Annotated in this window: 16 protein-coding genes; 11 read left to right on the top strand and 5 right to left on the bottom strand. The window is 73.8% G+C overall.

Annotation, left to right across the window (positions count from 1 at the left end; translation table 11 throughout):
- Positions 1-470: 470 nt before the first annotated feature.
- Entirely contained in the window at positions 471-638 is a 168-nt protein-coding gene (locus ABT095_RS18790; RefSeq protein WP_350530546.1) for an alpha/beta fold hydrolase, read from the bottom strand.
- Positions 639-808: 170 nt separating this feature from the next.
- A complete protein-coding gene (locus tag ABT095_RS18785; RefSeq protein ID WP_350530545.1) occupies positions 809-1426 on the bottom strand; it encodes a TetR/AcrR family transcriptional regulator in 618 nt (205 codons plus the stop codon).
- 124 nt (positions 1427-1550) lie between these two features.
- On the opposite strand from ABT095_RS18785, the gene ABT095_RS18780 reads away from it, so the two are divergent.
- From ABT095_RS18780 to ABT095_RS18770, 3 genes are all read left to right on the top strand, one after another.
- The gene (locus ABT095_RS18780; RefSeq protein ID WP_350530544.1) at positions 1551-2375 is read left to right on the top strand and encodes a class II aldolase/adducin family protein; all 825 of its coding nucleotides are present in this window, start codon (positions 1551-1553) and stop codon (positions 2373-2375) included.
- Positions 2376-2414: 39 nt separating this feature from the next.
- Positions 2415-3449 carry a 2-dehydropantoate 2-reductase gene (locus ABT095_RS18775; protein WP_350530543.1) on the top strand — a complete coding sequence of 345 codons (1035 nt, stop codon included), beginning with the start codon at positions 2415-2417 and terminating at the stop codon, positions 3447-3449.
- A gap of 148 nt (positions 3450-3597) precedes the next feature.
- Complete coding sequence (locus ABT095_RS18770; RefSeq protein WP_350530542.1) at positions 3598-4821, top strand: FAD-dependent monooxygenase; 1224 nt, start codon at positions 3598-3600, stop codon at positions 4819-4821.
- Positions 4822-4872: 51 nt separating this feature from the next.
- Here the strand turns inward: ABT095_RS18770 and ABT095_RS18765 are convergent, their stop codons facing one another.
- Both ABT095_RS18765 and ABT095_RS18760 read right to left on the bottom strand, forming a co-directional pair.
- Entirely contained in the window at positions 4873-6777 is a 1905-nt protein-coding gene (locus ABT095_RS18765) for an APC family permease (protein WP_350530553.1), read from the bottom strand.
- 322 nt (positions 6778-7099) lie between these two features.
- Positions 7100-7621 (bottom strand): hypothetical protein, encoded by a 522-nt coding sequence (locus ABT095_RS18760; protein ID WP_350530541.1) that lies wholly within the window; start codon positions 7619-7621, stop codon positions 7100-7102.
- Positions 7622-7921: 300 nt separating this feature from the next.
- On the opposite strand from ABT095_RS18760, the gene ABT095_RS18755 reads away from it, so the two are divergent.
- The 8 genes from ABT095_RS18755 to ABT095_RS18720 all read left to right on the top strand — a co-directional run bounded on the left by ABT095_RS18755 (position 7922) and on the right by ABT095_RS18720 (position 18219).
- The gene (locus ABT095_RS18755) at positions 7922-9640 is read left to right on the top strand and encodes an alpha/beta hydrolase family protein (protein WP_350530540.1); all 1719 of its coding nucleotides are present in this window, start codon (positions 7922-7924) and stop codon (positions 9638-9640) included.
- A gap of 59 nt (positions 9641-9699) precedes the next feature.
- Positions 9700-9855, top strand: coding sequence for a hypothetical protein (locus ABT095_RS18750; protein ID WP_350530539.1), 156 nt, complete (start codon positions 9700-9702; stop codon positions 9853-9855).
- A gap of 72 nt (positions 9856-9927) precedes the next feature.
- Positions 9928-11832 (top strand): RiPP maturation radical SAM C-methyltransferase, encoded by a 1905-nt coding sequence (locus tag ABT095_RS18745; RefSeq protein WP_350530538.1) that lies wholly within the window; start codon positions 9928-9930, stop codon positions 11830-11832.
- On the top strand, positions 11813-12457 hold the full coding sequence (locus tag ABT095_RS18740; RefSeq protein ID WP_350530537.1) for a DUF5825 family protein: 645 nt from the start codon (positions 11813-11815) through the stop codon (positions 12455-12457). Before ABT095_RS18745 ends, ABT095_RS18740 begins: the two co-directional genes overlap by 20 nt.
- 23 nt (positions 12458-12480) lie before the next feature.
- The gene (locus tag ABT095_RS18735; protein ID WP_350530536.1) at positions 12481-13689 is read left to right on the top strand and encodes a cytochrome P450 family protein; all 1209 of its coding nucleotides are present in this window, start codon (positions 12481-12483) and stop codon (positions 13687-13689) included.
- Positions 13679-14905, top strand: coding sequence for an MFS transporter (locus tag ABT095_RS18730; RefSeq protein ID WP_350530535.1), 1227 nt, complete (start codon positions 13679-13681; stop codon positions 14903-14905). The genes ABT095_RS18735 and ABT095_RS18730 overlap by 11 nt, the downstream gene beginning before the upstream one ends.
- Before the next feature lie 126 nt (positions 14906-15031).
- Positions 15032-15823 carry an ABC transporter ATP-binding protein gene (locus ABT095_RS18725; RefSeq protein ID WP_350530534.1) on the top strand — a complete coding sequence of 264 codons (792 nt, stop codon included), beginning with the start codon at positions 15032-15034 and terminating at the stop codon, positions 15821-15823.
- On the top strand, positions 15817-18219 hold the full coding sequence (locus ABT095_RS18720) for an FtsX-like permease family protein (protein ID WP_350530533.1): 2403 nt from the start codon (positions 15817-15819) through the stop codon (positions 18217-18219). Before ABT095_RS18725 ends, ABT095_RS18720 begins: the two co-directional genes overlap by 7 nt.
- Positions 18220-18244: 25 nt before the next feature.
- On the opposite strand, the gene ABT095_RS18715 is transcribed toward ABT095_RS18720, so the two are convergent.
- Complete coding sequence (locus ABT095_RS18715) at positions 18245-19318, bottom strand: inosamine-phosphate amidinotransferase 1 (protein ID WP_350530532.1); 1074 nt, start codon at positions 19316-19318, stop codon at positions 18245-18247.
- Between the last annotated feature and the right edge of the window lie 56 nt (positions 19319-19374).

Below are 19374 nucleotides of genomic sequence, written 5' to 3'. Positions count from 1 at the left end.
CCAACCCGGATCAAGTGACCCAGGCCGGGGATGTCAACATATCTGGCGTTGACTTTTGGCACGCTGTTGAGTTCTCAAGGAACGGATGCTTCCTTTGGGTGGCCTTCCGACCAACCCTCCGGGCTTCGTTCTTCGTGTTTCCAGCTTAGCAGATGATTTCCGCTTCGCTTTCCACTCGGTTTTCCCTGCCGGTCTGCGACCTGACGGCCCGTCCGACGTTTCAAACCTTAGCCGATCCCCGCTCCGAAAAGCGAATCCGACCCCAATCCGATAAACGCGCACAACAATTCGAGCCGAGGCATGTCGAAGACATGACTCCGCCGCGAGTGAAGTGGTGGTTCAAGGGATTGGCCGCCCCGGGACCGTCCGCGCGGATGCGTGTCCGGTGCTCCCTGCCGAGCGACTAGTGAACACTACGCCGATCGACGGGCAGAAGCAAACATGCCACGCGGCAGTCCCGGGGCCAGGTCCTAGCGGGCGAGGAACGGGACCAGTACGGCGGTGAGTTCGGCAGGGGCGTCCAGCGCGATGAGGTGAGCAGCGGTGTCGAACTCGACCAGCGCGGCGCCGGGGATGGTGTCCGCGTACCGGCGGGCGATGGCCTGGAAGTCCGCGACGTCGAGCCGGCCGACGCCCACCAGAGTGGGGAAGGAGAAGGTGGAGACGTCTCCGGCGGAGGGGCCCCGGGAGTGCTCGCCGACGGCGGCCTGGTTGGCCGAGCTCGTCGGCGATGATCGACATCCGCAGATGCTCTCAGGGGGTCTGCATACGTTCCACCCGGTTTCACCCGCATCTGTTGCAGCCGCTGTTACCGCTGCTCCGCCGGGGCGGTGAGTGCGGTGAGCAGCGGTGCGAGGAAGTTCCGCTCCAGTTGGCCGGGGGGCAGGGCCTCGGGCTCGACGTAGCTCTGGGCCAGGCCGCCCTCGCGGATGGCGATGAGCAGCCGGGCGAGTTCGTCGGCGTCGACGGAGAGGGTGCGGCCGGTGCGGTGGAGGTGGGCGGTGAGGCAGCGGGCGATCTCGGCACGGAGGCGGGCGTCGTGCTGGGCGAGCACCCAGGCGGCCTGCCGGTCGCGGATGGCGTGCAGGGTGAACTCGGTGGTGACGAGGTACCAGTCGCGTTCGGCGGGCTCGACGTCGGAGAGGACCTCGACCAGGGCCTGGAGGCTGAGCTCGGTGTCGGCGACGGAGTCGATCAGTTCGGTGATCCGGCGGACGATGCGTTCGCTGTGCTCGTCGAAGAGGGCGAGGAAGAGCTCTTCCTTGCTGCTGAAGTTCGAGTAGAACGCGCCGCGGGTGTAGCCGGCCCGTTCGCAGATCTGCTCGATCGAGGTGGCGTGGAAGCCGTTCTCGGCGAAGGTCTCCAGTGCGGCCTGGAGCAGCGCGGCCCGGGTACGGGGGCGTCGCTTCGTCACTCCCTTGGGCATCGCGCGCCCTCCCCTCGTCTCGTCCCGTCCTGTTGCGGGCTCCCTCACCTTACCCAGGGGACGGGCGGAATTGCCTTCGTCCGATGCATCGACGTATCGGATACACCGCTGTATGTTTCGGGCCATGACCTCGACCTCGCAGCCCACTCCCCCGCCCGCCGCGCTGGCCGCCGCCATGGGGCCGGTGCCGGAGAACGTCACCATTCCGCTGCCGCCGACCTTCGACTCGGTCGAGGCCGAGCGGCAGTACCGCAAGGAGCAACTGGCGGCCGGGTTCCGGCTGTTCGGGCGGTTCGGGTTCTCGGAGGGGGTCGCGGGGCACATCACCGTCCGCGATCCGGAGAACCCGGACTGGTTCTGGGTGAACCCGTTCGGGATGAGCTTCAGCCAGATCAAGGCCTCCGACCTGATCCTGGTCGACCACGAGGGCACCCTGCTGCACGGGTCGCGGCCGGTGAACCGGGCCGCGTTCGTGATCCACTCGCAGGTCCACGCGGCGCGGCCGGACACCGTCGCGGCGGCGCACTCGCACTCGCTGTACGGGAAGGCCTTCTCCAGCCTGGGCATCCCGCTCGATCCGATCACCCAGGACGCCTGCGCGTTCTTCGAGGACCACGCGGTGTACCGGGACTACCGGGGTGTGGTGAACGAGCTCGAGGAGGGCAAGCGGATCGCGGAGGCGCTGGGCGGCTGCAAGGCGGTCATCCTGCAGAACCACGGGCTGCTCACGGTCGGGCAGTCGGTGGCCGAGGCGGTCTGGTGGTTCGTGACCATGGAGCGCTCCTGCCAGGCCCAGCTGCTCGCGATGGCCGCCGGGACGCCGCAACACATCGACCGCGAAACGGCGTTGATCACCCGTGGCCAGCTGGGCACCAACCTGGCAGGCTGGTTCCAGGCCCGCCCGCTCTGGGACCAGATCACGGCCTCGGACCCTGACCTGTTCGACTGAGCAGCCGCCCCGCCCGCCCCACCGACCCAGGAGCAGCCCGTGTCCACCGACCCCGCCAAGCTGCGGATCGCCGTCTTCGGCGCGGGCAGCATCGGCTGCCACCTGGGTGGCACGCTCGCCGAGGTGGCGGACGTGACGCTGATCGGCCGCCCGGCGGCGATGGCCGAGATCGCGGAGCAGGGGCTCACCCTCACCGGCGGGTCGGGCTCCGCGCCCCGCGTGCGGCACGGTCTGCGGACGGCGTCCGGGCCGGAGGCGGTACGGGACGCGGACTACGTACTGGTGACCGTGAAGTCGGCGGACACCGTGGGCGCGGCGCGCTCGTTCGCGCCGTACCTGGCGCCCGGGGCCGTCGTGGTCAGCTTCCAGAACGGGCTGCACAACCCGGCGCTGCTGCGGGCCGAGCTGCCGGGGCACCGGGTGCTGGCGGGGATGGTGCCCTACAACGTGGTGCGGACGGGTCCGGCCTCGGTGCACCAGGGCAGTGGCGGGCAGGTGCTGGTGGCGGACGGCGACGGGAGTGCGGCGCTGGCCTCGGCGGCGGAGGCGGCCGGGTTGGCGCTGGCGGTGCACGCGGACATGCCCGGCATCCAGGCGGCGAAGCTGCTGATGAACCTCAACAACGCACTCAACGCGCTCTCCGGGCTGCCGCTGCGCGAGCAGCTCGGGCAGCGGGCGTACCGCCGCTGCCTGGCGCTGTGCCAGCGGGAGGGGCTGGCGGCGTTCCGGCGGGCCGGGGTGACGCCCGCCCGGCTGGGGCCGGTGCCGCCGGGGTGGATGCCGGCGGTGCTGGGGCTGCCGGACGCGGTGTTCCGGCGGCTGGCGGGGGCGAGCCTGCGGATCGACGCCCAGGCCCGCTCCTCGATGTGGGAGGACCTCCAGCGGGGCCGCCCCACCGAGATCGACTCCCTCCAGGGCGAGATCGTCACCCTCGCCGCCGAACACCACCTCCCCGCCCCGGCCAACACCCGCCTGCGCGAACTCGTCCACACCGCCGAGACCGCCAACACCCCACCCCGCTGGTCCGGCCCGGCCCTGCTGGCCGAGCTGACGTCGGCGGCCGAGTCCCGCTGAGCCGGTGCAGCCTGCGGCCGGTCGTCGCGCCAGCCGGGGGTACCGACCCTCGCGGCCGGGAGAGATGACCGGCGCCGGATCCGGTCCGTCTGTCCGGCCGTCATAATCTCCGAGGCAGGGGTGAGTTGACGACGGAGAGGGGTCGCTGGTGCGTGGAGGACGGGTCGCCGTGGTGGGCGGGAGCATCGCGGGGTGTTCGGCCGCGCTCGCGGCTACGCGGACGGGGGCTGCCGAGGTGGTGGTGTTCGAGCGGGCACCGGGGCGGCTGCAGGACCGCGGGGTGGGGCTGGCACTGCAGAGCGACCGGTACACCGAGCTGGAGGCGGCGGGGTACCTGGACGCCGCGATGCCGTGGGAGCGGATAAAGCGCCGGCCCTGGGTGGTCCGGGACGGCGAGGTGTGGGCGGGGCGCGAGATCGGGGCGCTGCCGTTCCCGTTCCGCTCGTACAACTGGGGGTCGCTCTGGCAGGAGCTGCGCAGCCGGATCCCCGCCGGGGTGGACTACCGCACCGGCGCCGCCGTCACCGAGGTGCGCGGCGAGCCGGACGGCGCGGCGGTGCGGCTGCCGGACGGCTCCTGGGAGCGGTTCGACCTGGTGATCGGCGCGGACGGCTACCGCTCGACCGTCCGGGCCGCGATGCACCCGGGGACGGCGGCCGAGTACGGCGGGTACGTGGCCTGGCGGGGCACCCTGTCGGCGGAGCAGCTGCCGGAGCGGGCGGCGGAGGCCTTCCCGGAGGGGGACGCGCTCACGGTCGCCTTCCCGAGCGGGCACATGATCGTCTACCGGATCCCGGGCCCCGGCGGGGTGGGCACGGACGTGAACTGGGTGTTCTACGCCGCGCCGCCCGAGGCCGCCGCGCAGCGGTTCGCCGACCCGTCGACCACCCACCCCCGGGCGATCACGGAGGACCTGGCGGCGTACCAGCAGCAGCTGGTCGACGCGTACTTCCCGCCGTTCTGGCAGGAGGTGATGCGGCGTACCCCCGCCGAGAACACCTTTGTGCAGCCGATGTACGACATGGCGGTGCCGCGCTTCACCGAGGGCCGGCTCGCGCTGCTCGGTGACGCGGCCTCGATCGCGCGGCCGAACACCGGCAGCGGCGCGATCAAGGCGGTGCAGGACGCCGCCGCGCTGGAGCGGGCACTGCGCACGCACGACTCGCTGGACGAGGGCCTGGCCGCGTACAGCGCCGAGCGGGCACCGATCGGCCGGGCCACCGTGGAGCTGGGCCGCAGCCTGGGCCGGGCGCAGGTGCTGGAGACGCCGGACTGGCCGGCCATGGACCAGGCCGAGGTGGAGCGCTGGTGGCTGGGGGCCGGCGGTGGCAAGGGCTTCGGCGGGCACGCCCTGGGCGGCGCCGCACGCTGAGACGGCTCGGGCCCGCCCCCTGGGCAGGGAGCGGGCCCGGCGGCGACCTGCTCAGCCGACGTGGACGCGCGGGCGCTGGGCCCGGTTCGGCTCGGCCTCGCGGAGCACCTCGCGGGTGACCGGCGCGACCTCACCCTGGCCGAACAGGAAGAACCGCAGGAACTGGGCGAAGGGGTTGCCCTCGGTCCACTCGAAGTAGATGTGCGGCTGCTGCCCGGTCTCGTCCCGGACGTGCAGCAGCAGGGCCGCCAGCGCGTTCGGCACGCTGGAGTGCTCGAGCGTGAGCACCCGGTACCGGTCGTGCAGCACCTCGCCGCGCACCTTCAGCCCGGCCTCGAAGTCGGAGGCGTCGAGCACGGTGACCTCGACGAAGACCAGGTCGTCCTCCGGCGGGATGTCGTTGTCCTTGCGGATCTGGTGCACCTTGTCGCGGTACTCGGCGAGGTCCCGGTTGTTGGGCTCGTTGGCGATGAACCGGATGGTGCGGTGCGAGGTGTCGCGGACGAAGCGTGCGGCCACGTCGTCCAGCTCCACGGCGGTGACGCGCAGCTCGAAGGCGCGGGCCAGCCGGGAGGCCAGCGAGATGAGCACGATGCCGGCGATGAAGCAGGCACCGATCTTCACACCGTCGGGGCGCTCGGCCACGTTGATGACCGTGGTGTAGACGAAGACCGCCGAGATCACGCCGAAGCCGATGGTCCAGCCGCGCTCCTTGGCCTTGCGGGCGGCGATGGTCACGGCGATGGCCGCCGAGGTGATCAGCACCAGCACACCGGTGGCGTACGCGCCGCCCTGGGCGTCGACGTTGGCGTCGAAGAGCCAGGTGACCAGGAAGGCGATCAGGGTGAGCACCAGCACCATCGGCCGCACGGCGCGGGCCCAGTGCGGGGCCATGCCGTAGCGCGGGAGGTAGCGGGGCATCAGGTTGAGCATCCCGGCCATCGCGGAGGCCCCGGCGAACCAGAGGATGACGATGGTGGAGAGGTCGTAGATGCTGCCGAAGGTGCCGCCCAGGTACTCGTGGGCGAGGAAGGCCAGGGCGCGGCCGTTGGCCTGACCGCCTGCCTTGAACTCGTCGGCCGGGATGAGCAGCGTGGTGATGAAGCTGGTGGCGATCAGGAAGACGCTCATGATCACGGCGGAGGTGGTGAGCAGCTTGCGGGCGCCCTTGATCCGACCGACGGGCTTCTCCTCGGTGTCACCCTCCGCGCCCTCGATGTGCGGCATCACGGCGACGCCGGTCTCGAAGCCGGAGAGGCCGAGCGCGAGCTTGGGGAAGACGACCAGGGCGACGCCGACCATGACGATCGGGTTGCCGTGCTCGGCGGTCAGGCCGCTCGTCCAGTCGGTGATCACGTGCGGGGCGGTGACGACGTGCCAGAAGCCGACCGCGACCACGACCACGTTGAGCGCGAGGTAGACGCCGACCAGGGTCACGGCGATGCCGATCGCCTCGCTGAAGCCTTTGAGGAAGACGCCGCCGAGCAGCGCGACCAGCAGCAGGGTGATCAGCACCTGGTGTCCGCCGAGCGTGCTGCTCAGGTGGGGGTTCTCCACCAGGTGGGCGGTGGCGTCGGCGGCCGAGAGGGTGATGGTGATCAGGAAGTCCGTCGCGGCGAAGCCGAGCAGGGCCAGCACGAAGAGCTTGCCCTTCCAGAACGACAGCAGCCGCTCCAGCATCGCGATCGAGCCTTCGCCGTGCGGGCTCTCCTGGGCGACCCGGCGGTAGACCGGCAGGGCGCCGAGCAGGGTCACGATCACCAGGACGATGGTGGCGATCGGCGAGAGCAGGCCGGCGGCGAGGGCGGCGATGCCCGGCTGGTAACCGAGGGTCGAGAAGTAGTCGACGCCGGTCAGGCACATGACCTTCCACCAGCGCTGGCCCTTGTGCACGGTCGGTGCCTGGGCGTGCGGCCCCGGGTGCTGCTTGGCCATGTCGGACAGGCCTTCCAGCATCCACGCGCGCAGCCGCTGCTGTTTGCTGCCCTTCTCGGCCGTAACTGAAGCGGCCACCGTTAACACTCCCTCAAAGATCCGAACTACCGTCCTGACGGATGGCGGAGGTCAGACTATGTGACCGGATCTTGGCAACCTGGGAGCCCCGCCGGGCAGGACACCCGCCGGGCGGCATCCTGACACCCGTTTCCTACTCGAAGGACCCTTGCGGCGCTTGGCCTCCAGCCGCTTCGTGGACGCACACCCGATACCCGGCGCCACCCGTACGGCGTTAAGAGTCTTGACACTTCCCTAACGCGGGGTCTCGGCAGCCGGAAGGCCGTCACAGCGTCGGGACGACGTCCAGGTGGTAGGTGGTGTCGACCACGAAGGTGCCGGAGATGGCCCGGATGGTGAGGATGTACTGCCCCGGGGTGAGCGGTTCCAGGGCGCTCCACAGGCCCCAGGCGACGCGCAGCCGGCCGCTGGCCCAGAACCGTCTGGAGCAGTACTCGTACATCTCCAGCGGCACGCCGTTCAGATCGGCGGCGGCGGAGGAGACGGCCAGCTGCAGCGGCTGGGCGGAGAGGCCGAGGGTCGAGCGCTGGCTGTTGATGACCGGGAAGAACACCGGTCGGCCGGAGGGTATCTGGCAGCGGCGCACCACTCGGCCGCCGTAGGTGCCCGCGAGGAACCAGATGTCGGCGGGCTGACGCCACGCGGCGTGCTTGCCCGTCCGGTCGCGCACCGGGCAGTGCTCCTCGGGCGCCGACAGCGCCCACTTCCACCAGCGAGCCGCCAGGGCTCCCCCGTCCAGGGGTCGCACGCCCTCGGGGTCGCTCTCCCGGAACGCGGTCTCGCTCAACTCATCTCCTCCGGCCGCACGCCCGCTCCCGGGCGTTCGCACACACCTCCCGCAGACCCTATCCGTCCTGCCCGCACCGGCAGGGAGCGGCCGCCCCACCGCTCCCGGGCCATCCCGGGTTGTCACCTTCCGGACAAACGCCTGCGAGCCATTTGACCGGTCGCCGGGCGACCCTACAGTTGACACCGCACCCGGGCGATCGACTCCGTGAATCGATCTGACATTTCGTCAACTGTGCCTGCCAGAGCCTGCTTTGACCTGCCCTGCCACTGCCCCGTCGCACCTCGGAAGGTGACGCCCGTGTCGCAGCTGCTGCACGCCCCCGGCTTCGCCGCCCTCGACGGCGGGCGGGCGGTGGAGACCAGGCTGATCGGGGGCCGCTGGCAGGCCGTGGCCTGGGAGCCGGCCGCCGACCGGCGCCGGGTGCTGACCGACCTGCCGCACGGGGTCGACCTGAGCGAGATCGAGCCCGACGGCGGCCACGTCTGGTGGTTCGACGCCGACACCGGCGGCGCCGGCCGCTGGCGGCGCCAGCCCTTCACCGCGGGCCCGGCGGCCGAGGCGCTGACCGGGCTGCCGCGCGGCCGGGCGTACGGGCTGGCCTTCGACCGGTCGGGCGCCACGGCGGCCCTCGCACTGGGCGTCGGCGACACCACCCTGCTGTACGCGGGCGCCCCCGGCGGCCCGGCCCGCCTGCTCGGCACCGCCCCCGGCTACCTGGGCCTGGCCGACCTCTCCCCCGACGGCGCCCTGCTCGCGCTGGCCGGACGGCCCGACGGCCCGGACGCCGTGCTGCTGCGGCCCGCCGACCCCGCGGGCGAGCCGCTCACCCTGCCCGGCGGCCCCGGCCTGCGGCTGTGGCCGATCGAGTTCCACCCCGAGACCGGCGAACTGCTCCTCGTCACCGCGCGGGGCGAGCACTACGGCGTCGCCACCTGGCGGCCCGGCCGGGGCCTGCGGCACCACCCCGGACTCGGCTTCGCGTCCGAGATCACCGTCGGCTGGTACGGCGGCGGCCGGGGCGTGCTGGTCCAGCACGAGCACGCGGGCCGCAGCCGGCTGCTCCGGGCCGAGCTCGACGGCCCGCCGCCCGAGCCCGTCCCCCTGCCCGGCGGCACCGTGCACGACCTCTCCTGCGCCCCCGACGGCACCCTGCACTGTCTGTGGAGCCGCGAGGCGGTGCCGCCGCGCACCCTCGCCTTCCGGCCGGGCGGCCCGCCCGCCGACCCGGCTCCGCACCGCCCCGGCGGGGTGCGGCGCACCGAGCGGTGGACGGAGCGGCCGTACGGGCGCGTCCACAGCTTCCTCGCCACCCCCGACGGTCCCGGCCCCTGGCCCACCCTCTTCCTGGTGCACGGCGGCCCGGCCACCCACGACCGGGACTCCTACGACCCGACGGTGGACACCCTGGTGCGGGCCGGCCACGCCGTGGTGCGCACCAACTACCGCGGCTCCACCGGCTACGGCGCCCGCTGGCAGCACGACTGGGGCCACCGGGTCGGGCTCGCCCAGGCGGAGGACCTGGCGGCGGTCCGGGCCGCGCTGGTCGCCGAGGGGGTGGCCGAGGCCGGGCGGACCGGGCTGTGCGGGATCTCCTGGGGCGGCTACCTGACCCTCCTGGCGCTCGGCCTGCACCCCGACCTCTGGTCGCTCGGCATGGCCGTGCACCCGATCGCCGACTACCCGGCCGCCTACCGCGCCACCACCCCGGCGCTGCGCGCCACCGACCGGCAGCTGTTCGGCGGCACCCCCGAGCAGGTGCCCGAGCGCTACCGCCGGGCCAGCCCGCTCACCTACGTCGAGCGGGTCCGCGCGCCCGTGCTCCTGGTCGCCTCCCGCACCGACGAGCGCTGCCCGGCCGAGCAGGTCGAGCGCTACGCCCGCGCGCTCGGCGGCGTCGGCGCCCCGCACGAGCTGGTCTGGGTCGACGGCGGCCACCGCAGCCGCCGGGCCGGCGACCACGCCTCGGTGCTGGCCGCCCAACTGCGCTTCGCCCGCCGGGTGTGGCGCAGCCCCTGATCCCCTCGGCGCGGCCCGCGCCGAGGAGCCCGACCAGCCAGGAGAGGAGGTGTACTCCCATGAAGCGACGCAGCGTGTCCAACGACCCGATCAGCGCTCCGGAGCGTGACCGCGGTGCGGTGATCGTCGGCGACAACTTCGCCTTCGACATCACCAAGGCCACCCCGGTGCAGCCGGCCCTGAAGGGCTCGCCCAAGGCCCCCAAGGCCAAGTGATCCAGTGCCGCTCCGGGGCGCCGCAATCGCCCCGGAGCGGCGCCCGGCCCCCCAGATTTGGATCCTCCCACCATGCGGATCGTTCTGCTGCACATGCCGTGGGGCGCCCTCGACCTGCCCTCGCTGGCCCTCGGCATCCTGCACACCGCCGCCACCCGGGCCGGCCACCAGGTCGAAGTGCGCTACGCCAACCTCGACTTCGCCGACTGGGCGGCCGCCGCCACCGGCCTGACCCTCGACGACTACTCCTACTTCGCCGAGCGCTCCTACTTCCAGGGCGCGGGCGACTGGGCGTTCGCCGGTGCGCTGTACGAGGAGGAGGCCGAACCCGGGACCGTCCCGGCGGACTTCGCGGAGTACTTCGGCTTCCTGGCCGCCAACGGCGCGAGCGCGGCGGAGATCGAGCTGGTGCGGCGGATGCGCGCGGCCGTGCCCGCCTTCCTCGACCACCTGGTCGCCGAACTGGCCGCCGATCCGCCCGACCTGGTCGGCTTCTCCTCCACCTTCCAGCAGAACGCCGCGAGCCTGGCCGCGGCCCGGCGCCTCAAGCAGGCCTGCCCGCAGGTGCGCACCGTCCTCGGCGGGGCCAACTGCGACGGGCCGCAAGGAGCGGCGCTGCACCGCAACTTCCCCTTCCTCGACCACGTCGTGCGCGGCGAGGGCGAGGCCGCCTTCCCCGCCCTGCTCGACCTGCTCGCGGCGGGCGAAACCGACCTCTCCGCCGTGCCGGGTCTGTGCTGGCGCGACCCCGCCGGGGCTCCACGGGCCAACCCGATGAGCACCCGGCCGCTGCCGCCCGCCGCGATCCTCCCGCCGTGCTACGAGGGGTACTTCGAGCGGCTGGACGCCTCGGTGGCGGCCGGCTGGGTGGAGCCGCACCTCGTGCTCGAGGGCTCGCGCGGCTGCTGGTGGGGCGAGAAGCACCACTGCACCTTCTGCGGGCTGAACGGCTCCTCGATGGAGTTCCGGGCCAAGCCGCCCGAGGCCTTCCTCGCCGAACTGCTGGCCCTGGTCGAGCGCCACCAGCTGCTCGACGTGCACCTGGTCGACAACATCCTCGACATGGGCTACTTCGGCACCGTGCTGGCTTCGCTCGCCGAACTGCCGGTGGACCTGCGGCTGCACTTCGAGATCAAGGCCAACCTGCGCCGCCACCACTTCCAACTTCTCGGCGAGGCGGGCGCGGTGCAGGTGCAGCCGGGCATCGAGAGCCTGAGCAGCCGAGTCCTGAAGATCATGGACAAGGGCGTGACGGGCTGCCAGAACGTCCGTGCCCTGAGGGACGCGCAGAGCGCCGGCGTCTCCGTCACCTGGAACTACCTCTACGGCTTCCCCGGCGAGCAGCCCGCCGACTACACGGCCGTCCTGGCGCAGTTGCCGCTGCTGCACCACCTGGACCCGCCGCTCGGCGCGGGCCGGATCGCCATCGAGCGGTTCAGCCCCTACTTCAGCAAGCCCGAGCTGGGCTTCGACCTGACCAGGCCCGCGTACCAGTACCGGGCCACCTACCGGCTGCCGGAATCCGAACTGGCGGACATCGCCTACGTGTTCAGCGCCCCCGAGCGCGGCATCGGCGCCCCCTTGGGCGCCGAGCTCAGCGCGGCGGTGGCGGCCTGGCGGCTGGCGTACCCCGACAGCCGGCTCAGCCTGCGCGACAGCGGGGACCGCATCACCCTGCTCAACTCCCGCCCGGCGTACGACTGGCGGCACCTGGAGCTCACCGACCCGGCCGAACTGGCCCTGTACCGGCTGCTCGACCAGCCACGCACACCCGCCGTACTGGCGGCCCGGACACCGGGCGGGGCGGCGGTGGTCGAGCCGCTGCTGGCGCGCTGGCGCGAGCTGGGCCTGCTCTTCCACGACGGCGCGAGCTACCTCCAGGTCGCGGTGGAGGCGGACAACCAGGTGCTGATGCGGCTGGAGCACCGGCACGGCTCCACCCTCGGGGAGGTTTCGGATGCCCTCGCGGTCGGCTGACCCCCTGGCGGTCGAGCTGTGGCTGGACTACGACCCGGCCGTCCGGGCCCTGCCCGGCACCGCCCTCGGCGTGCACACCGTGACGGGCCCGGCGGGCGCGGCCGTGGCCGACTGGCACCGCCGAGGGGCGCGCTGCGTACGGCTCCCCGAGCCGGTGCGGCTCTGCGCGGACGCCTCCGGCGCCGACCTGCGGGCCCTGCTGCTGCTCCGGGAGGCCACCGCCCGCGGGTTGGCCGTGCTCTGGGAGGCCCACTGCCCGGACGGCTGCGTGACCCGGCGGCTCTTCCACCACTTCTACCCGCCCACCCGGGTGCACGGGCAGCCGGCCGAGGTGGCCGGACAGTGGCGGGCCGCCTACTTCCCCAACAAGTGCGTGCACCGGCGGGGCCCCGGGTTCGCCGAGGTCCGGGACCGGCGGGGCGGCAGGCTGGAGCTGTACACGGTGGACGAGACCGAACACCTGGCCGCCATCGCGGCGCTCACCCCGGGTGTGCCCGCCGCCGAGCTGCCCGCCGCCGCACTGCGGGACTTCACCGAGGCCGGGCTGGTCGCCGAACAGGCCGGACTGGTCTGGTGGTTGCCGCTGGCCGTCCGGCGCTGGCCCTTCCCGTCACTGACCGTCTGACACCTGCGAGGAGCAGCCCAGCCATGACCACCGCCCCCGTGGACGACGCCCACGCCCGGATGTCCGCGTTCATCCGCGACCCGTACCCGACCCTCGCCCGGATCCGGGCCGCTTCGCCGGTCTCGATCGTGGAGTACGGTTCCGGGCTGCCGGTCTGGATGATCACCCGCTACCACGACGTCCGGGCCGCGCTCACCGACCCCGGCTTCGGGCAGGACGTCCGGCGCAGCCAGGGCATCGCCAACGAGCGCGGCGGCGGCCTCGCGCTCGGCTCCGACGTGGTGCACATGCTCAACAGCGACCCGCCGGACCACACCCGGCTGCGCCGGATGATCCAGGGGGTGTTCACCCGCAAGCGGGTCGAGCTGATGCGGCCACTGGTCGAGCGGATCGCCGGCGGCCTGCTCGACGGGCTGCGCGAGCGCGAAGTGGTCGACCTGGTCACGGACTTCGCCTTCCCGCTGCCCATCATGATCATCTGCGAGCTGCTCGGCTTCCCGCCCGAGGACCTGCACTCCTACCGCACCTGGTCGACCGCGATCCTCACCCACGGCGGCGCGATGTCCTTCGACGAGGCCACCGCCGAGATGCAGGCCTACCTGCGCACCCTGATGGCCGAGCGGCGGCAGCGGCCGCGCGAGGACATCCTGACCGACCTGGTGCAGGCCTGCGAGGCCGGGGAGCTCACCGAGCAGGAGGTCTTCTCGATGGTCTTCCTCCTGCTGATCGGCGGCCACGAGACCACCGTCAACATGCTCGGCACCGCGACCCTCGCGCTGATCCACCACCCCGACCAACTCGACTGGCTGCGCGCCGACCTGGCGGCGCGGATGCCGATGGCCGTGGAGGAGCTGCTGCGTTACGAGTCCCCGGTGAGCATGGCCACCATGCGGTTCACCACCCAGGACGTGGACGTCAGCGGGGTGGAGGTCCCGGCCGGCGAACTCGTCCTGCTCTCGCTCGGCGCCGCCAACCGCGACCCGGACCGGTTCACCGACCCCGACCGGCTCCGGCTCGACCGCGACGACCCCGGCCACCTCGCCTTCGGCCAGGGCCTGCACCGCTGCCTGGGCACCTTCCTCGGCAAGCTGGAGGGCGAGATCGCCCTCACCGGTCTGCTGAGCCGCTTCGGCCGGATCGAGCTCGCCGCCGACGAGGCCACCCTGCCCTGGCGCACCACCATCATGCTGCGCGGCCTGGAGTCCCTCCCGGTGAGCCTCCGTGGCCAGTAAAGTCACCGCGCCGAGGGTCAGCCTGCGGCCGCTGCGGGTGCGCGGGTACCGGCTGCTGGTCATCGGGCAGGGGACGTCGGAGTTCGGCAACGCCTTCCAGGTGGTGGCGCTGCCGCTGCTGGTGTACTCCTTCGGCGGCGGGCCCCGGCAGTTGAGCCTGGTGGTCGCCGCCTACGGGGGTGCCCGGCTGCTCGCCACGCCGCTCGGCGGGATGCTCGCCGACCGGTGGGGCGCCTGGCGGGTGATGCTCGGCGCCGACCTCGGCCGGCTGGCCGCCACCGCGGCCCTCGCGCTGGCCGCGGCCACCCACCGGGCCGACACCCCGCTGGTCACGGCGATCGGCTGCCTGACCGGCCTGGGCGCGGGGCTCTTCCTGCCCGCCTCCTGGGCCGTCACACCCCGGCTGCTGCCGGCCGAGGACCTCCAGCAGGGCAACGCACTCAGCCGGATGGTCACCTTCACCACCGGGCTGGCCGGCCCCGGCGCGGCCGGTCTCCTGGTGGCCTGGCTGTCCCCATCCCCGGCCCTCGTGGTGGACGCCCTCACCTTCGCGGTCTCCGCCGTCACCCTGCTCATGATCGGCCGGGGCAGCTTCGCCGCGCCGGCCCAGAACGTCGCCGAACGCGCCGGCGTGCCAAGGAACTTCCGCGCGCTGCTGCGCGAATCACGGCTGCTGCGCGGGGTGCTGGCCGTCACCACGGTGGCCAACCTCACCATGGGCGGGATGACCAGGGTGGCCCTCCCCACCCTGGCCACCCACGACTTCGCCGCCGGGGCCGTCGGCCTGGGCGCCCTGCTGGCCGCCTTCACCGGCGGCGCGCTCCTCGGCGCCCTGCTGGTGGCCGGCCTCCCCGACCTGCGCTCCCCCGGGCGCACGGCCCTCTCCTGCGGCCTGCTGATGGGCCTGGCCGTGAGCCTGGTGCCGTTCACCGGCCTGCCCGGCGCACTCGCCGCCCTCGCCCTGGCCGGCGCCGCCAGCACCGTCACCAACGTCCTGATCGTCACCGGCATCCAGCACGGCACCCCGCCCGGACTCCTCGCCCGCGTGATGGCCGCCGTCACCTTCTGCGGCCTGGCCGTCTTCCCCCTCTCCGTCCTCGCCGTCGGCGCCGCCGTCGCCGCCTTCGGCCCCCGCGGCGTCTTCCTCGCCACCGGCCTGTCCCTGCTCACCGCCTTCGGCTACGCCTTCACCCGCCGCGAACTCCGGGAACTCTGAGACCGGTGGCCGGCGCCCGGTCCGGCCGGGCCGATGGCGGGTGCCCGAATTCGGTCGTCGGACGGGGTGACAGCTGGTACTACTGTCCCCCGATTCAATGATCATTCAGCTCGGGGGCAGTTCAGCATGGTGCAAGACAGTGCGGTCGTCGCGCTGACCGGAGTCCGGCGGGTGTACGGCAGCGGCGAGAGCCGGGTCGCGGCACTGGACGGGGTGACCCTGGAGTTCCCGGCCGGCTCCTTCACCGCGGTGATGGGGCCGTCCGGCTCCGGGAAGTCGACCCTGCTCCAGTGCGCGGCGGGGCTCGACCAGGTGGACGAGGGCCTGGTCCGCCTCGCCGGGGTGGACCCGCGCGGCATGTCGGAGACGGCGCTGACCAGGCTCCGCCGGGAGCGGATCGGCTTCGTCTTCCAGTCCTTCAACCTGCTGCCCACGCTGACCGCCCGGCAGAACGTCGAGCTCCCGCTCCAGCTGGCGAAGAAGCCGGCCCGGCCCGCCGAGGTCGACCGGGTCCTGGCCGAACTGGGCCTGGCCGAGCGCGCGGCACACCTGCCCAGCGAGCTCTCCGGCGGCCAGCAGCAGCGCGTGGCCATCGCCCGCGCCCTGGTGACCCGCCCCCAGGTGCTCTTCGCCGACGAGCCGACCGGGGCGCTGGACTCCCGCACCTCCCGGGAGGTGCTGGCGCTGCTGCGCCGGATCGTCGCCGAGCACGGCCAGACCATCATCATGGTGACCCACGACCCGGTGGCCGCCTCGTACGCCGGGCGGGTGGTCTTCCTGGCCGACGGCCGGGTGGTGGACGAGCTGGCGGACCCGACGGTCGAGGCCGTCGCCGCCAGGATGGCCGCGCTGGAACCGGCCGAGGACGGACCCGCCGGTGCGGGCCCGGGCGACTTCGCGGAGGCCGCCGCGTGCTGAACCTGGCCCTGGCCAACCTGCGCAGCCGCTGGACCGCCTTCATCGGCGTCTTCGCCGCCCTCGCCCTGGGCACCGGGCTGATCTCGATGATGTCGCTCGTGCTGGCAGCGACCGCCGGCACGCCGTACCCCGCGCCCCAGCGGTTCGCGGCCGCCACCGCCGTGGCGGTGCCCGCCGACGCGCGCGGCGAGGCGGCCCGGCTCCCCGCCGGGCTGCCTCCCGCCGTAGCCGGCGGGGCGCCGGCCGGGGCCGTCGCCGACCGCACCTTTCCCGCCCGCCGCCCGGGCGGGCCCGCCGACGGGGTCGGCCACGGCTGGTCCTCGGCCGCCCTGACGCCGTACCACCTGACGGCCGGCCGGGCCCCGGCGGCGGACGACGAGATCGTGCTGACCGGCGGCGCCGAGCTGGTCGGCCGGCGGATCGAACTCGCGACCGCGGCCGGACGCTCCGCCTACACCGTGGTCGGCGCCACCGAGCAGCGCTGGTTCGAGCACGCGGCCTTCTTCACCGACGCCGCCGCCGCCCGGATCTCGCCGCCGGTGAACGCACTGGCGGCCACCGGCCCGGCCACCGCCCTGCCGACGGCCGACGGCGTGCTGCTGCTCACCGGGCCGGACCGCCGCCAGGCCGACCCCGACCCGTCCGGCGGCGCGGACCAGCTGATGAACGCGCAGGCCATGGCCGCCACCACCAGTGGGATCGCGGTCTCGGTCGCGGTCTTCATCGTGATCGCGACCTTCGCCTTCTCCGTCGAGCAGCGCGGACGCGAGCTGGCGCTGCTCCGGCTGACCGGGGCCACCCCGCGTCAGGTCGCCGGTCTGGTGCTGGCCGAGGCCGGCCTGGTCGGCGCGGCCGGGTCGCTGGTCGGGTCGCTGCTCGGGGTGGCGGGCGGCGGAGTGCTGTGCGGGTGGATGGTCGGCCACGGCGTCGCGCCCGAGTGGTTCGACGTCGGCGTCGATCCGCTCGCGCTGCTGCTCGCCGCCCTGCTCGGCGTCGCCGCCGCGCTGTCGGGCGCCGCCGCCGTGGCCGCCCGGGCCGCCCGGGTGCGCCCGGTCGCGGCGCTGCGGGACTCCGCCGCGAACACCCGGGCGATGACACCGCTGCGCTGGGTGCTGGCCCTGGGCCTGCTGGCCGGCGCCGTCGCCACCGGCTGGACGATCACCGCGAGCTCGCCCGAGTACGCGGTGAACGCCCGCAAGTACGGCGCCGTGCCGCTGCTCTTCGTCGGCGGCCTCGCCCTGCTCGCGCCGGTGCTGCTGCGGCCCGCCGCCCGGTTGGCCACCTGGCCGCTGGCCCGGCTCGGCGCCGGCCCGCTGATCGTCCGCCAGAACACGCTCAACGCCAGGCGCCGGACCGCCGCCACGGTCACCCCCGTGGTGGTGGCCGTGGGGCTGGTCGCGGCCATGACGATCATGCAGGGCGCCGGGGACGCGGCCCGGGCCGATCTGGCGCGCAGCCACACCCGGGCCGCCGCCGTGGTGCTGCCCGGCGGCGGACTGCTGGACCGCCCGACGGCCGCCGCGCTCGCGAACCTGCGGGCCACCACGGTCACCCCCACCCGGCTGGAGATCAGCGGCGCCGACGGCACCGTCCTGGACTCGCTCAGCGGGCAGGCCGTCCGGCCCGACGCGCTCGGCTCGGTGCTGACGCCGACCGTGGTCGCGGGCTCGCTGACCGGGCTCGGCGACGACTTCCTGGTGGTGGACGAGCACACCGCCCGCAGTGACGACCTGTCCCCCGGGCAGACCGTCACCGGCCGGCTCCCGGACGGGTCACGGACCGCTCTGCGCATCGCGGCGGTGGTCCGGACCGGTCTGGGCGGCGACGACACCTACCTCTCGGCGGCGCACGCGGCGGGCGGACTGCCCGCGCTGGCCTGGCTCGGCACGCCCGCGGACGCCGAGGCGGCCCGCACGGCGCTCGGCGGCCTGAACGCCGAGGTCGGACCGGCCGACCGCTACTTCGACCGGTCGGCGGCCAAGCAGCGCGCGCAGTCGCGCAACGCCGCCGTGGTGGTGCTGGGGATCTCGGTCGGCTACTCGCTGCTCTCGGTGGCCAACACCCTGGTCATGGCCGCGGCCGGCCGGCGGCGCGAACTGGCGGCGCTGGGCCTCGCCGGGGCGACCAGGGCCCAGACGCTGCGGCTGATCGCCGCGGAGTCCCTGCTGGCCGTGCTGGTGGGCACCCTGCTCGCCGCCGTGGCCGGCGCGGCGGTCGCGGCCACCCAGGCCACCGCGCTGCACCGCCTGGTGGGCCACTTCGCGGCCACCGTCCCGTGGGGACCGGTCGCCCAGGCGGTGGGCCTGTGCGCCGCGGTCGCGGTGACGGCGGCCGTGCTCGCCGCCTGGCGCACCACCCGCGGGCGGTCGATCGAGGCCGCGGGGGCACGGGAGTAGGGCCGGACCGGCCCTGACGGGGATCCTAGGAGAGGTAGTCCTCGGGGCCGCCGTCGCGGCGGATGTCGAGGGTGACGCAGTGGAAGCCGCCGCCGAGGGCGCGGGAGTGGCGCAGGCGGTGCGGGAGGACGGTGATGCCGGCGTGCTCCAGTTGCTTGACCAGGCCGAGCTGGCCGGCCTCGACGACGGCGAGTTCGGGGGTGACCATCAGCAGGTTCATGCTGATCCAGGACTCGCTGAGGGTGTGGGCGGGCCGGGTGGCGGGGGCCTCGGCGGGCGGGCACCAGAGGATGTCCCAGCCCCGCAGCGGCTCGGGCACCCGGTCGGGGCTGATCCGGTCCGGGTTGAGCAGGGCCAGGCCGGGGCGCAGCAGCGCGATGGTGCTGTCGATGTGGGTGTAGCCGTAGACCTCGCGCAGCGGGTGCAGCCGCACGCCGCCGAGCAGGCCGAGGGTGGATTCCAGCCAGCGCAGGCCGAGTTCGTTGCCACTGCGGGAGACCTGGTAGAAGACGTCCCGGCCCAGGCGCAGCACGTTGGCGGCGTCGAAGACCGGTTCGCTCTCGCCGAGCAGCGGCAGGCCCTCGGCGTCGTACTCGAAGAGCTCGTCGGTGAGCCGGGGCCTGGGCGCGCAGACCCAGCGGGCGCCCTGCTCCAGGTAGCGCTGGAAGAGGCCGCGCAGGCCGAAGACCTCGAAGTAGCGGGCCCGCATCGGGCTGGCCACCTCGATCACGGTCTCGCCGACCACCAGGGTGAGGTCGCGCGGGCAGTAGGAGTGGAAGCCGCCCTCGGCCTGCCACAGCGGGGTGGCGAACTCGGCGGCGTGGTCGACGGGTTCGGGGCGGTGGACGGTGACGCCGAGGCCGGTCAGGGTCTCGGCCAGCGCCGCCAGGTCCTCCTCGGTCTCCTCGATCACCCGGGCGTCGTACCGGCCGGTGGGGATGCCGGCCAGCTCCGCCCGGGCGGTGGCCGGGAAGCAGGAGAGCCAGGCGGAGGGGTCGGACTGCGCGGGCAGCCGGGCCCCGAGCGCGGAGCCGACCACCACCTCGCGCAGGGTGGTGAACTCGTCCCAGCTGTGCACCGGGCTGACCGCAGCAGGCATGGCTCCCCCTCGGGACGGACGCGACTGGTGAGACGTGGGTGATGGGCGGCAACTCC

The organism is Kitasatospora sp. NPDC002227 (assembly GCF_040296285.1).
Lineage (GTDB): Bacteria > Actinomycetota > Actinomycetes > Streptomycetales > Streptomycetaceae > Kitasatospora.
Note: the sequence above shows the minus strand (reverse complement) of the source record. Positions and strands in the feature narration are given on the sequence as shown.